12 protein-coding genes are annotated in these 13298 nt (G+C 67.3%); 8 read left to right on the top strand and 4 right to left on the bottom strand.

The window, feature by feature from the left end; genetic code table 11:
- Window positions 1-553: 553 nt before the first annotated feature.
- Both J8I34_RS16160 and J8I34_RS16155 read left to right on the top strand, forming a co-directional pair.
- Window positions 554-1294, top strand: coding sequence for a protein-L-isoaspartate(D-aspartate) O-methyltransferase (locus tag J8I34_RS16160; RefSeq protein ID WP_348635821.1), 741 nt, complete (start codon window positions 554-556; stop codon window positions 1292-1294).
- A 15-nt stretch (window positions 1295-1309) separates the two neighbouring features.
- Window positions 1310-3733, top strand: coding sequence for a spermine/spermidine synthase domain-containing protein (locus J8I34_RS16155; RefSeq protein WP_209806436.1), 2424 nt, complete (start codon window positions 1310-1312; stop codon window positions 3731-3733).
- Window positions 3734-3750: 17 nt separating this feature from the next.
- Here the strand turns inward: J8I34_RS16155 and J8I34_RS16150 are convergent, their stop codons facing one another.
- Entirely contained in the window at window positions 3751-4662 is a 912-nt protein-coding gene (locus tag J8I34_RS16150; RefSeq protein ID WP_209806435.1) for a substrate-binding periplasmic protein, read from the bottom strand.
- A 92-nt stretch (window positions 4663-4754) separates the two neighbouring features.
- Complete coding sequence (pedF, locus tag J8I34_RS16145; RefSeq protein ID WP_209777361.1) at window positions 4755-5228, bottom strand: cytochrome c-550 PedF; 474 nt, start codon at window positions 5226-5228, stop codon at window positions 4755-4757.
- A 286-nt stretch (window positions 5229-5514) separates the two neighbouring features.
- Here pedF and J8I34_RS16140 point away from each other — a divergent pair, with 286 nt between their 5' ends.
- The 6 genes from J8I34_RS16140 (at window position 5515) to pqqE (ending at window position 10931) form a co-directional block, all read left to right on the top strand.
- Window positions 5515-7482, top strand: coding sequence for a sigma-54-dependent Fis family transcriptional regulator (locus J8I34_RS16140; protein WP_209806434.1), 1968 nt, complete (start codon window positions 5515-5517; stop codon window positions 7480-7482).
- Between the two features lie 263 nt (window positions 7483-7745).
- The gene (gene pqqA / locus J8I34_RS35395; RefSeq protein ID WP_012355514.1) at window positions 7746-7820 is read left to right on the top strand and encodes a pyrroloquinoline quinone precursor peptide PqqA; all 75 of its coding nucleotides are present in this window, start codon (window positions 7746-7748) and stop codon (window positions 7818-7820) included.
- 85 nt (window positions 7821-7905) lie between these two features.
- The gene (gene pqqB / locus J8I34_RS16130) at window positions 7906-8823 is read left to right on the top strand and encodes a pyrroloquinoline quinone biosynthesis protein PqqB (protein WP_029049321.1); all 918 of its coding nucleotides are present in this window, start codon (window positions 7906-7908) and stop codon (window positions 8821-8823) included.
- Window positions 8820-9512, top strand: a complete 693-nt coding sequence (gene pqqC / locus J8I34_RS16125) for a pyrroloquinoline-quinone synthase PqqC (RefSeq protein ID WP_029049320.1) — start codon at window positions 8820-8822, stop codon at window positions 9510-9512. The genes pqqB and pqqC overlap by 4 nt, the downstream gene beginning before the upstream one ends.
- Window positions 9509-9781, top strand: coding sequence for a pyrroloquinoline quinone biosynthesis peptide chaperone PqqD (gene pqqD / locus J8I34_RS16120; protein ID WP_029049319.1), 273 nt, complete (start codon window positions 9509-9511; stop codon window positions 9779-9781). The genes pqqC and pqqD overlap by 4 nt, the downstream gene beginning before the upstream one ends.
- A complete protein-coding gene (gene pqqE, locus J8I34_RS16115; protein WP_209806439.1) occupies window positions 9753-10931 on the top strand; it encodes a pyrroloquinoline quinone biosynthesis protein PqqE in 1179 nt (392 codons plus the stop codon). The genes pqqD and pqqE overlap by 29 nt, the downstream gene beginning before the upstream one ends.
- Window positions 10932-11010: 79 nt before the next feature.
- Here pqqE and J8I34_RS16110 read toward each other — a convergent pair whose 3' ends face one another.
- Both J8I34_RS16110 and J8I34_RS16105 read right to left on the bottom strand, forming a co-directional pair.
- Window positions 11011-11331, bottom strand: coding sequence for a c-type cytochrome (locus J8I34_RS16110; protein ID WP_209777356.1), 321 nt, complete (start codon window positions 11329-11331; stop codon window positions 11011-11013).
- A 77-nt stretch (window positions 11332-11408) separates the two neighbouring features.
- Entirely contained in the window at window positions 11409-13160 is a 1752-nt protein-coding gene (locus J8I34_RS16105; protein WP_209806433.1) for a PQQ-dependent methanol/ethanol family dehydrogenase, read from the bottom strand.
- Window positions 13161-13298: the final 138 nt, after the last annotated feature.

Raw genomic sequence — 13298 nt, 5'->3', positions numbered from 1 at the left:
CCCTTCGGTTTCCCTACAGGTCTCGCTCTTTCGAGCGGTCGCTCACTCTCAGAAAACTGACTGACCAGATCCGAAGATCCAGTCACGTTTTGCTGTGCGAGCACTGTATAACTTGTAAGCTAAAAGACCGAAGTCTTTCGCATCCGTTAATCAAGCGCCCACACTTATCGGTGTTTGTTTGTTAAAGAACTTTCGCGATTCGCTTTGCTTGTCGCGTCGCTGTTTTGTCAGCAGCGAAGAAACGAGATCTTAAAGAATTTTCTACGATTTAGCAACTACTTTCGAGAAATTTCTTTTTATCGACCGGCGCTGCCAGCCGAAGTAAATCTCAACAACCCATTTCCTCCTGCCCGGCTTGCAGTGCTGCTTGCGCTGCAGGAGGGGGCGAATATTAGGGCCTCCAAAACAAAGTAGCAAGTCTTTTTCAAAAATTCCCGGAAGCGCCTCTTTTGCCACTTGCGGGGTCCATGTGCATTACCCGCCGGGCTGGAGCCCTTCGAAGCGCGCCTTTTCGTGACTACGATGTCCATAAGGCAACCTACCGGTGCTTGCCGTGAAACCGTCACCCGCCATCCTTCTGCTCGCCGCCATCCTGGCCGTGGCGCCGCCATGGCACGGCGCCGACGCCCGGGACACGAGCACCGCCGAGCGCGCCGACATGGTGAAGGAGATTGCAACCATCGCGGCCGAAACCGGCACAACCAGTGGCAAGCACACGCTCGACCCTCGCGTCATGGCGGTGATGAGCCAGGTGCCTCGGCACGAGTTCGTCCCCGATGCGCAGAAGCCGTATGCCTATCACAACCGCCCGCTGCCCATTGGCCATGGCCAGACCATCTCGCAGCCCTATATCGTCGGCCTGATGACTGACCTGCTGATGGCAAAGCCTGGCGATACCGTGCTGGAGATCGGCACCGGCTCGGGGTACCAGGCGGCTGTGCTGGCCGGACTGGTCAAGGCCGTCTACACCATCGAGATCATCGAGCCGCTGGGACGGCAGGCCTGCGACCGGTTGAAGCGGCTGGCGTATCAGCAGGTGGCATGCAAGGTCGGCGATGGCTACTACGGCTGGGAAGAACACGCGCCGTATGACGCCATCGTCGTCACCGCTGCGGCCAGCCATGTGCCGCCCCCATTGATCCGCCAGCTCAAGCCGGGCGGCCGCATGGTGATCCCGGTGGGCGCGCAGTTCATGACGCAATACCTGCTGCTGGTCGAGAAGGCCGCCGACGGCGCCGTGTCCACCCGGCAAATCCTGCCGGTCAGGTTCGTGCCGCTGGTAAGCAAGCCATAGCGCGGCGCCGGCACCATGCCACGACCGCCGCTGCTTGCCCTGGCGCTGTTGTCCGCCGCCGCGCTGGGCTACGAAATCCTGCTGATGCGGCTGCTGTCCATCATCCTGTGGCACCACTTCGCCTACATGATGATCAGCGTCGCCCTGCTGGGCTATGGCGCGGCCGGCGCGCTGGTCGCGCTCGCGCGGCAGGCGCTGCTGCGCCATTTCATGCCGGCATTCGTTGCGGGCGCCCTGCTCTTCGGCGCCGCTGCGATGGCCTGTTTCGCGATTGCCCAGCAGGTCGCGTTCAATCCGCTGGAAATCCTGTGGGAACCATCGCAGCCGCTGCGCCTGCTGATGCTCTACCTGCTGCTGTTCGTGCCGTTCTTCTGCGCGGCGACCAGTGTTTGCCTGGTGTTTTCGCGCTTCAATGCGCAGGTGCACCGCGTCTATAGCTTCGACATCCTGGGTGCCGGGCTGGGTTGCCTCGGGATCATCGTGGCGCTGTTTGCGTTGAGCCCGGTCGGGGCGCTGCGGCTGGTCAGCGCGACGGGCATCGCGGCGGCCGCGCTGGCGTGCGTGGAATGCCGCTGGCATCGCCCGTGGCTGCCGGCGCTGCTGCTGGTTGCGGCGACAGTGCCGGCTGCCGTACCCGGAGCATGGATCGCGCTGCAGCCGTCCGAGTACAAGGAGCTGAGCCAGGTACTGCGCATCGGCGATGCACGGGTGGTGGCGCAGCGCTCCAGTCCGCTCGGGCTGGTCACGGTGGTGGAAAGCCCGTCAATCCCGCTGCGTCACGCCCCCGGACTGAGCCTGAATGCCACCACCGAGCCGCCGCAGCAACTGGCCGTGTTGACAGATGGCGACGGGCTCAGCGCGCTCAACCGCTATGACGGCCGGCGCGAGCCGCTGGCGTACCTTGGCGACCTCACTTCTGCCCTGCCATTCCACCTGCTGCGGGACCCCAGGGTGCTGGTGCTGGGCAGTGGCGCCGGCGCGGACGTACTGCAGGCGATCTGGCATCACGCCAGCGCCGTCGATGCGGTAGAGCTGAATCCGCAGGTGATCGAACTGGTGCAGGGCCGCTTTGCCGCGTTCTCCGGCAAGCCGTACAGCGCACCGGGCGTGCGCGTCTTTACCGGCGAGGCGCGCGGCTTCCTGGCGGCCAGCCGGGACCGCTACGACCTGATCCAGGTAGCCCTGCTCGATTCATTCAGCACATCGTCAGCGGGCCTGTATGCGCTGTCCGAGAGCTATCTCTATACCGTGGAAGCCTTCCAGGGCTACCTGCGCCATTTGCGCCCGGGCGGCATGCTGGCGATCACGCGCTGGGTCACGCTGCCGCCGCGCGATATCCCCAAGCTGTTCGCTACCGCCGTGGCCGCCATGGAAAAGATGGACGTGCCGGCGCCCGCGCTGCGGCTGGTGCTGATCCGCGGATGGAAGACGGCGACACTGCTGGTGAAGAACGGCGAGTTCGATGCGGCGGAGCTTGCCGCGCTGCAGGCCTTCTGCCGCGCCCGTTCGTTCGACGTTGAGTACTATCCCGGCATCCAGGCAGGCCAGGCCAATCGCTACAACGTACTCGACAAGCCTTACTTCTTCGAGACTGCGCAGGCCTTGCTCGGCCCCGAACGTGCGCGCTTCCTGTCGGAATACAAGTTCGATGTGCGGCCCGCCACCGACGACAAGCCCTATTTCTTCCATTTCTTCAAATGGCGCACGCTGCCTGAACTTCTGGCGCTGAAATCCCAGGGCGGCCTGCCGCTGCTGGAATGGGGCTATCCGGTGCTGGTCGCCACGCTGCTGCAGGCTACCGCCGCGGCGTTGCTGCTGATCGTGGTCCCGCTCCGCGTCCTGCGCCGGCGCACCCGCATGCTTGCGGCTGCGGGCGCGGCAACCGACGGCGGCCCGCGCGCATGGCGTGTCGGTTTCTATTTCCTGGCGGTCGGCGTGGGCTTCATGTTCGTCGAGATCGCCTTCATCCAGAAATTCATCCTGTTCCTGAGCCATCCGCTGTACGCGGTCGCGGTGGTGCTGTGTGCCTTCCTTTGCTTTGCCGGCCTCGGCAGCCGGTACTCGCAACGCCTGCGCTCGCGCGCCGGGCGCCAGGCGACGCTGGCGGTCGCCGGCATCTGGGCGGTATCGCTGATCTATCTCGCGGCGCTGCCGGCCGTCTTCAGGCTGCTGATCGCGTTGCCCGATCCGGCCCGGATTGCCGTCGCGGTGCTGTTGATCGCGCCGCTGGCGTTCCTGATGGGCATGCCCTTCCCACTTGGCCTGGACCGGGTCGCGGCTCGCGATGAAGCGCTGGTGCCCTGGGCCTGGGGCATCAACGCCTGCGCCTCGGTAGTGGCGGCGGTCCTTGCCACGCTGGTCGCGATCCATGCCGGCTTCACCCTGGTGATACTGGTGGCGCTGCTGCTGTACGCGGCTGCGGCACTGGCCGGCCCATAACGGCGCTCGCCCGCGCCTCACGGCTCCTGCATCGTCACCCCATAGCCGGCAAAGATGCGCGCCAGTTCGCCCTTGCGCCGCAGCGCATCCAGCGCATTCTCCAGCGATTGCGCCAGTTCCTTGTCGCCGGCCTTGATCGCCATGCCGACGGCCCAGCCGCGCGGCGGCAGCAGCGGCGAGCTGATGTCCGCCGTGGCAAAGCGCGTCGCGGACTGGCCGGCGGCCTTCAGCGCGCTCTCATATTGCGCGCGGGTCACCATCGCCGCGGCGATCTCGCCGGCGAAGAGCGCGCGCAGCGCCTGGCCGGCCTCGGGGTAGATCTTCACCTTGTCGCGCAACGCACCGCCCGCGCCGGACAGCAGCGCGTTGGCGCCGGCGGAGCCGGCGGCCGCGCCGGCAGGATGCCCCGCCAGGTCGTCCAGGCCGCGCACGTCCGGCACGCGCTCGCGGTCGCGCACCAGCACGAAGGTCTCGCGGTAGTAGGGCGCGAAGATCAGCGCCTTGTCGTTGGCGCGCATGAAGGCGCGGTCGACCGGCACGTGCAGCATCACGTCCGCCGGGCCGTAGCCGAGGTAGTGGCCGCGCCAGACCATCGAGCGCAGGTCGTCGGACATGTTCTCGTCGGCATCGAAAGGCAGCAGCGACACCGACACACCCAGCTCACCGGCCAGGGCCCTGGCCAGCGCCACGTCGATGCCGTCGTACTGGCTGCCCGCCACCGTCGAGAAAGGAGGCAGGCCCTTGTAGACCGCGACCTTGAGCGAGCCGTTCTGGCGAATCCTGGTCAGGTCGGCCAACGCGGGCTGCGTGCAGAGCAGCCCGCCGGCCGCCAGCAAGGCGAAACACAGCCGGCGCCGGGTAGATGCCGGTGCAGCCGGTATGGCGGGGGTCTGGCAAAGCCTCTGGCCACGGACTGGGCTGGCAGGCATGAGGTCTCTCCTGGTGTGAACGACGACGGCTATTGGGACAGCGAGTGGAACAGCATGTGGAACGCCATGGCCTGCGCGACCATGCCCGGCGCTCACTCGCGCCGGGATTCCAGGTAGGTCTTGATCGCCCACACCGCTTCCTGGCTCAGCACGCCGTCGAACGGCGGCATGTAGACGCGTCCGTCGCGGGTGCGGCCCTTGCGCACGGTGGTGGTGTAGAACTGCGAGATCTCGGCCATGCAGGCCTGCTTCTTCCTGGCATCGGCCAGCGACACGCAGTCGCCGTCAAGCTTGCGCAGGTCGGGGGCAATGCCGCCGGACACCGCTTCCAGGCCGTGGCAGCGCGCGCAGTTCTGGTTGTAGGCCGAGCTGCCGATGCGCTGCGCTTCCTGCTGCGCGGCGCCGGCGCGGTAGGGATTGTCCGGACGCCATTCGTCGCCAAGCTGTGGCAGGCCCTTGGTGTCGACGGCTTGTGGCGTGACGTCGCCGTGGGCCAGCGCGGAGGCCGGGGCGGCAAGGACCGCGCAAAGCGATAACAAGGCAAGCAAATGGCGCTGCGTGTTCATGGATGTCTCCTACGGTGAACGGGTTTTGTGTTTGACGCCATTTCCGCAAGAGCCATACCAGCGTCCTGCCGCGGGCCCGACGGGGCGCGCAACCGCCTCGCGGCGGCGCTGGCCGGGGCTGCACCGGCCAGAACGGCACCAGCCAGCGCCGCGCCGGTGTCCCGGAATGCCACACTCTGGCAAGCGTCTTGCTTCATGACGCAACACTGTCGGACACGCGCCCGCTGAAGGCGCCGGCAGCGACCCGCGCAAAGATCGCGGGCGACCTTCCACAGGAGACACTGAAATGACCATCCAAGCTGCCCCGGCGGGCGAGCCTGCGAAACCCGAGCGCGCCGAACTGATTGCCCAGGCCCACCAGCGCTCCGCTTCCTACGGCCTGCGCCCCTATGAGTCGCCGGACTTCTGCCCCGTACTGCAGAGCGAGCTGAAGACCCGCATCGAACGCAGCCAGTCACTGTTCACCTATGCGCTGCCGGTGATGGAAACGCTCTACGACCAGATCGTGAACACGCAAAGCATGGTGATCCTGACCGACGCCGACGGCCTGATCCTGCACTCGCTGGGCGACGACGATTTCCTGGCCCGCGCCGACAAGGTGGCGCTGCGCGCCGGCGCGGACTGGTCGGAGTCGTCCCGCGGCACCAACGCGATCGGCACCGCGCTGGCCGAGAACCGCGCCACGCTGGTCCACGGCGCCGACCACTTCCTGGAAGCCAACCAGTTCCTGACGTGTTCCTGCATGACCATCCTCGACCCCTACGGCAAGACCGTCGGCGCGCTCGATGTGACCGGCGACCAGCGCGGCTTTCACAAGCACACCATGGCGCTGGTGCGGATGTCGGCGCAGATGATCGAAAACCAGTTGTTCGGCAACGCCTTCCGCGACATGGTCTGCATCCGCTTCCATTCGCGTGCGGAGTTCCTGGGCACGCTGGTGGAGGGTATCGTATCGTTCACTCCGGGCGGGCGTTTCCTGTCGGCGAACCGCAGCGGGCAGTTCCAGCTGGGCCTGTCCAACGGCGCGCTGCAGGCGCATACGTTCTCTTCGCTGTTCGGCTTGTCGATGTCGCAGCTGTTCGACGCGGTGCGCGCGGCACCGGCGGCCTTGGTGCAGCTGCAGTTGCCAAGCGGCGTCAAGGTCAGCGCGCGCGTGGAATCGAAGACCAGCCGGAGCGCGATGCCCGGCGTCGACGCAGCGCGCCAGGACGCGCGCGAGGCCATCGTGGCGCCACAGCGCCCGCGCGCCGACCCGTCCGCGCCCGAGGGACTGGATGAGCTGGACACCGGCGACACCCAGATCCGGGCCGTCATCGGCAAGCTGCGCAAGGTGATCGGCAAGGACATCCCGGTGATGGTGCTGGGCGAAACCGGCACCGGCAAGGAACTGATGGCGCGCGCCATCCACGCCGACAGCCCGCGCCGCGCGGGTCCGTTCATCGCCGTGAACTGCGCGTCGATCCCCGAGAACCTGATCGAGTCGGAGCTGTTCGGCTATGAGGAAGGCGCCTTCACCGGCGCCCGCAAGAAGGGCGGCATCGGCAAGATGCTGCTGGCCAACGGCGGCACGCTGTTCCTGGACGAGATCGGCGACATGCCGCTGCACCTGCAGGGGCGGCTGCTGCGCGCGCTGCAGGAGCGCGCGGTGCAACCGCTGGGCAGCAGCAAGGTGATCCATATCGATGTTTCGCTGGTGTGCGCCACCAACCGCAATCTGCGCGAAATGGTCGCCGGCGGGCAGTTCCGCGAGGACCTGTACTACCGCCTCAACGGCCTGGTGGTGCGCCTGCCCGCGCTGCGCGAGCGCAGCGACCTGGACGTGGTGGCGGGCAAGCTGCTGCGCCAGGAGCAGCCCGCGGGCGCGACGCCCCGCATCAAGGGCTCGGTGATGGGGATGTTCCGGGAATACCACTGGCCGGGCAACATCCGCCAGCTCGGCAACCTGCTGCGCACCGCGCGGCTGATGGCGGAAGGCGAAGCCGAGATCACCGAGGACCACCTGCCCGACGATTTCCTGGACGACCTGCGCGAGCGGCAGGCGCGGGCGGCCGCGCCGTCAGCCCCTGCCCTGGCTAGCGTGCCACCGGGCGTGCAGCCGACGCGGCTGGCCGAGGTCGAGGTCCAGGCCATCGTCGCCACCGTCAGGGCGCACCACGGCAATATCTCGGCGGCGGCCAAGGCGCTGGGCATTTCGCGCAATACGGTCTACCGCAAGATGGAAGAGGCGCGCGGGCTGCCGTACCAGCCCGGCTGAACCCCGCCCAGGCACTGGCGGCGGGAACGCACCGCGGCGGTGTCCCGTTTCTGGACAAGTGTCCCACTTTGAAACAGTCGTGACACAGTAAGCAGGCGCGCACGGGCAGCGGGCACGCGCTCGCCCGGCGGCCCGAAGCGTCGCCGTTGCAGGCGGTGGCCATGGACATGTCGGGCATGGATGTTGCCTTGACAAGGATGCGGCGGCCCGCCTGCCGCGCCACGACGATATTCACTAACCATCCCATACGAGGAGAGAGAGACATGACCTGGACCACGCCTGCCTACACCGAGCTGCGGCTGGGCTTTGAGATCACGATGTATATCGCCAACCGCTGATCGCGCCGGGACAGGCGCAACGCCCGCATTGCCGGGCCATGCGCCTGCTCCGTGACGCCATGCCCCACGACAAAGCGCTCGCGCCATGACAACCATCCGGGTACTGGGGTCGGCCGCCGGCGGCGGCTTCCCGCAGTGGAACTGCAACTGCCACAACTGCGACGGCGTGCGCCGCGGCACCGTGCGGGCCACGCCGCGCACGCAGTCGTCGATCGCGCTCTCCGGCGACGGGCCGGATGCGGTCCTGGTCAACGCCTCGCCCGACATCCTGCAGCAGCTGCGCCAGGCGCCCGCGCTGCAGCCGGCGCGCGCGCCGCGCGACAGCGCCATCGCGGCGGTGCTGCTGATGGACGCGCAGATCGACCACGTCACCGGCCTGCTGATGCTGCGCGAGCACCGCCAGCCCTTGCCGCTCTACGCGACCGCGGCGGTGCTCGACGACCTGGGCACAGCCTTTCCGCTGACCCGCATGCTGTCGCACTACTGCGGCTTGCAGACGCACACCCTGCCGTGTGACGGCACGCCGTTCACCGTGCCGCCGCTGGAGCACATCCGGCTCACGGCCGTGCCGCTGCAAAGCAAGGCGCCGCCCTACTCCCCCAGCCGCAACGCCCCACGCGTCGGCGACAACATCGGCCTGCGCATCGAGGACTGCCGCAGCGGGCGCCGCGCTTTCTATGCGCCCGGCCTCGGCAGCGTCGACGACCGCGTCTTCGCGGAACTGCGCAACGCCGACGTGGTGCTGGTCGACGGCACCTTCTGGCGCGAGGACGAGATGCAGGCTCTGGGCTTCTCCGCCAAGGCCGCTGCCGACATGGGCCACCTGCCGCTGTCAGGCCGCGGCGGCATGATCGAGATCCTCGACCGGCTGCCGGCCGCCCGCAAGATCCTTATCCACATCAACAATACCAACCCCGTACTGCTGGAAGACTCGCCCGAACGCGCCGAACTGGCGCGGCATGGCATCGAGCTGGCCTGCGACGGCATGGAAATCGCGCTATGACACACCCCATTGCATGGAGCCCGGCAGAGTTCGAGGCCCGCCTGCGCGCCAAGGAAAGCGGCTACCACATCCACCATCCGTTCAACCGGCGCATGGCCGCGGGGCAGTGTTCGCCCGCGCAGATCCGCGCGTGGGTGGCGAACCGCTTTTACTACCAGACGAATATCCCGCTGAAGGATGCAGCGATCCTGTCCAACTGCCCCGACCGCGACACGCGCCGGCAGTGGGTCGTGCGCATCCTTGACCATGACGGCACCGACATCGTGCCCGGCGGAATCGAAGCCTGGCTGCGGCTGGGCCAGGCCGTGGGGCTGGAGCGCGAGACGCTGCTCGACCATCGGCACGTGCTGCCGGGCGTGCGCTTCGCCGTCGACGCCTATGTCAACTTCGGACGCCGCGCGCCGTGGCAGGAAGCGGTGTGCTCGTCGCTGACCGAGATGTTCGCACCGGAGATCCACAAGGAACGCCTGGCCGGCTGGCCCACCCACTACCCATGGATCGAGGCCGCCGGGCTGGACTACTTCCGTTCGCGCATCCCGCTGGCGCAGCGCGACGTCGACCATGGCCTGCGCGTGACGCTGGATTACTTCCGCACCCCGGAACAGCAGCAGCGCGCGCTCGACATCCTGCAGTTCAAGCTCGACGTTCTCTGGTCGATGCTCGACGCCATCCAGCACGACCAGCCATGACAGCCGACCCGACAGATCTTGCCCGCCCGCTGCTGCACCGGACCTTCCGCCTGCAATGGGAAGAGGCCCAGCGGAGCTGGGTGCTGCTCTACCCGGAAGGCATGGTCACGCTCAACGACAGCGCCGCCGCGATCCTGCAGCGCTGCGACGGCGGCCATACGCTCGACATGCTGATCGACGACCTGCAGGCCGCATTCGGCGTGCAGGGCATCGCTCCGGAGGTACATGCCTTTGTCAAACATGCGACCGAACGCGGCTGGCTGGTCTGACGCCGTCGCTGCCCCCCCGCCCGGCCAGCCCGGCCCGCCGCTGTGGCTGCTGGCCGAGCTGACCTACCGCTGTCCGCTGCACTGCGCCTTTTGCTCGAACCCGGTGGACTATGCCCGCCACACGGCCGAGCTCGACACCGCGCAGTGGTGCGACGTATTCAGCCAGGCACGCGCGCTGGGCGCCGTGCAGCTCGGCCTGTCCGGCGGCGAGCCGCTGCTGCGCAAGGACCTGGAACAATTGGTGCGGCATGCGCATGGCCTCGGCTTCTATACCAACCTCGTCACCTCCGGCGTGGGGCTGACCGACGCCAGGCTCGCGGCATTGCGCGACGCGGGGCTGGACCATATCCAGCTGTCCTTCCAGGACTCCACGCGCGAGCTCAACGACTTCCTGTCCAGCACCCGCACTTTCGACCTGAAGCAGCGCGTGGCCCGGATGATCAAGGCGCACGGCTACCCGATGGTGATGAACTGCGTGCTGCACCGGCATAACCTGCCGCATGTCGGCACCATCATCGAGATGGCGCTGCAGATGGGGGCGGAGTACCTGGAGCTGGCCAATACCCAGTACTACGGCTGGGCGTGGGAGAACCGGCTTGCGCTGCTGCCCACGCGCGAGCAGTTGCTGGAGGCCGAGGCCGTGGTCAGGGAGTACCGGGCGCGCATCGGCAAGCGGTCCCAGATCCTGTTCGTGGTGCCCGACTACTTCGAGGCCCGACCCAAGAAGTGCATGAATGGCTGGGGCACGACCTTCCTTGGCGTGGCGCCCGACGGGACTGCGCTGCCGTGCCACGCGGCGCGCATGCTGCCGGGGCTGGCGCTGCCGAATGTGACAACGCAAGGGTTGCGCGAGATCTGGCGCGACAGCGAGGCATTCCGCCGCTTTCGCGGCACGGCATGGATGCAGGACCCGTGTCGGTCCTGCGACCACCGGGAGGAGGACTACGGCGGCTGCCACTGCCAGGCCTTCCTGCTGACCGGCGACCCCGCCGCAACGGACCCGGTCTGCGAGCGCTCCGCCGACCACGGCAAGGTCAGCGAGATCGTGCTGCAGGGCCGGCTTGCAGCCCTGCAGGCGCGCGAAGAAGTCCAGCCGATGGTGTTTCGCAGCGATGGCAACTCGCTGCGCCTGAGCGCTGGGCGCAAGTAAGAAAGCCCGGCCTGGCTCACGCCAGCCGGGCTCCCGGGCGCCGCTGTTCTCGCGTTTCTTGCGCGTTCCTGCCGCGTTCCTACCCTGCACTCAAGACCCACTCCGCGAGCTGCTTCGCATCCGCCTCGCCAAGGTTCCCATGCGCCGGCATCGGCACCGGCCCCCACGCCCCCTTGCCGCCTTCGCGGATCTTCTTGGCCAGCCGACCGGCTGCCTGGCTATCTCCCTTGTATTTGGCCGCCACCTCGGCGAAGCCCGGCCCCACCAGTTTCGACTGCATGCCGTGGCAGGCGAAGCAGCCGTTCTTGTCAGCCAGTGCCTGCATATCGGCCGCCGTGCCCGCCTGCGCCGCACCAGGCAGCAGCACCGCCGCCGCCAGCGCCATCCATTCCTTCTTCATACCTTGTCTCGCTATCTGGTTTTTGCGGCACGCTGGCATCAGGATGCCAGCGTGCCCGCCCATCGACCGGCCCGGGTTCAGCTCTTGTGCAGCTTGAACACCCACACCGATCCGCCCTGCTCCAGGAAATTCACCCGCTTGGCGACTTCCCCGCCCCACAGCGGCACCGCGCCGCCCCAGCCCGACACCACCGCCACGTACTGCTCGCCGTTGTCTTCCCAGGTGACCGGCGGCGCTACCACGCCACTGCCGGTCTGGAACTTCCACAGCTCCTTGCCGGTGCGGGCGTCGGCTGCCTTCAGATAGCCCTCCGGCGTGCCCCAGAACACCAGGCCGCCGGCCGTGGTCATCACACCGCCCCACAGCGGCGCGCCGTTCTTCGCCTCCCAGACGATCTTGCCGGTCTTGGGATCGATCGCGCGCAGCGCGCCGATGTAGTCCTCGTTCAGCGGCTGGATGGTGAAACCCGCGCCCAGGAACGCCGCGCCCTTCTTGTAGCTGACCGGCTCGTTCCAGATATCCATGCCCCACTCGTTGGCCGGCACATAAAACAGGCCGGTCTGCGGGCTGTAGGCCATCGGTTGCTGGTTCTTGCCGCCGAGGAAGCCGGGCGCGGCGAACACCGACTTGCCCTTCTTGGGGTCGGTGCCGGCGGCCGGGTCGCCGGGACGGCCTTCGCTGATGAAGTTGGGCCGCCCGGTCTTCAGGTCGATGCCGCTGGCCCAGGTGATCTTTTTAACGAAGGGAAAGGCATTGACCAGCTTGCCGCTGCGCGCGTCGTTGACGTAGAAGAAGCCATTGCGGTCGGCCTTGCCGCCCATGCGCTTGCCGTCGAGGTCGAAGGTCACAAACTCGTTGACCCCATCGAAATCCCAGCCGTCGTTCGGGGTGTTCTGGTAGTGCCAGACGATCTTGCCGGTGGCCGGATCGATCGCCACCGTCGACGCGGAGTAGAGATTGTCGCCCTTGCGGATATGGCTGTTCCACGGCCCCGGGTTGCCCGTGCCGAAGTACACCAGCCCGGTGGCCGGATCATAGGTGCCGCCCAGCCAGGTGGCGGCGCCGCCGGTCTTCCAGGTCTCGCCAGGCCAGCTGGCGTTCTCGGCGCCGGTCACGCCGATCTCGGTCTTGTTGCCGTCCTTGTCGTACTTGTAGCCCATGTGGCCTTCCACCACCGGGCGCGACCACACCAGTTGCCCGGTCCTGGCATCGCGCGCATCGACGCGGCCGACCACGCCGAATTCGCCGCCCGAGATGCCGGTCAGCACCATGCCCTTGACGATCAGCGGCGCAGCCGTGTACGAGTAGCCGGCGGCGTAGTCCTCCAGCTTCTCCTTCCACACCACCTTGCCGGTCTTCTGGTCCAGCGCCACCAGCTGCGCATCCAGCGTGCCGAAGATGACCAGGTTGTCGTAGAGCGCCGCGCCGCGGTTCACCACGTCGCAGCATGGCATGATGCCTTCGGGCAGGCGGTGCTCGTACTTCCACAGCTTGGCACCGGTCTTCAGGTCGAGCGCGTAGATGCGCGAATACGATGCCGTCACGAACATCTTGCCGTCGTGGACCAGCGGCTGCGCCTCCTGGCCGCGCTGCTTCTCGCCGCCGAACGAGAACGACCACGCCGGCACGAGGTTGCCGATGTTCTTCGTATTGATGCGCGTCAGCGCGGAATAGCGCTGCCCTTGCGGGCCCATGCCCCACGACAGCACGTCCCCGGGGGTCTTTGCGTCGTTCTCGATCATGGCATCGGTCACCGCCGCCTGCGCGGCCACGCTGGCCGCGGCAGCCGCGATTGCCGCGACCGCCATCACTGCTCGTAACGTCCTCATTGTCTTCTCCTCTATTGTTTTGGTTTCCCACCGGTGCGCCAACGCGCCATACACCAGACACGCACCAGACACGCACTTGGCAATTCCCATGCCAATAGGATTGCCGCGTGCGACGTCAGGACGCGGCCGCATTGCGCG

The organism is Cupriavidus phytohabitans (assembly GCF_017815025.1).
Lineage (GTDB): Bacteria > Pseudomonadota > Gammaproteobacteria > Burkholderiales > Burkholderiaceae > Cupriavidus.
Note: the sequence above shows the minus strand (reverse complement) of the source record. Positions and strands in the feature narration are given on the sequence as shown.

What these genes read in the sequence shown, in the direction of transcription:
- pqqE (WP_209806439.1), top strand. Translation starts at nt 9,753, where the DNA reads ATGCGACCGAACGCGGCTGGCTGGTCTGACGCCGTCGCTGCCCCCCCG.
- J8I34_RS16150 (WP_209806435.1), bottom strand. Translation starts at nt 4,662, where the DNA reads ATGCCTGCCAGCCCAGTCCGTGGCCAGAGGCTTTGCCAGACCCCCGCC.
- pqqD (WP_029049319.1), top strand. Translation starts at nt 9,509, where the DNA reads ATGACAGCCGACCCGACAGATCTTGCCCGCCCGCTGCTGCACCGGACC.
- pedF (WP_209777361.1), bottom strand. Translation starts at nt 5,228, where the DNA reads ATGAACACGCAGCGCCATTTGCTTGCCTTGTTATCGCTTTGCGCGGTC.
- J8I34_RS16110 (WP_209777356.1), bottom strand. Translation starts at nt 11,331, where the DNA reads ATGAAGAAGGAATGGATGGCGCTGGCGGCGGCGGTGCTGCTGCCTGGT.
- J8I34_RS16155 (WP_209806436.1), top strand. Translation starts at nt 1,310, where the DNA reads ATGCCACGACCGCCGCTGCTTGCCCTGGCGCTGTTGTCCGCCGCCGCG.
- pqqB (WP_029049321.1), top strand. Translation starts at nt 7,906, where the DNA reads ATGACAACCATCCGGGTACTGGGGTCGGCCGCCGGCGGCGGCTTCCCG.
- J8I34_RS16140 (WP_209806434.1), top strand. Translation starts at nt 5,515, where the DNA reads ATGACCATCCAAGCTGCCCCGGCGGGCGAGCCTGCGAAACCCGAGCGC.
- J8I34_RS16105 (WP_209806433.1), bottom strand. Translation starts at nt 13,160, where the DNA reads ATGAGGACGTTACGAGCAGTGATGGCGGTCGCGGCAATCGCGGCTGCC.
- pqqC (WP_029049320.1), top strand. Translation starts at nt 8,820, where the DNA reads ATGACACACCCCATTGCATGGAGCCCGGCAGAGTTCGAGGCCCGCCTG.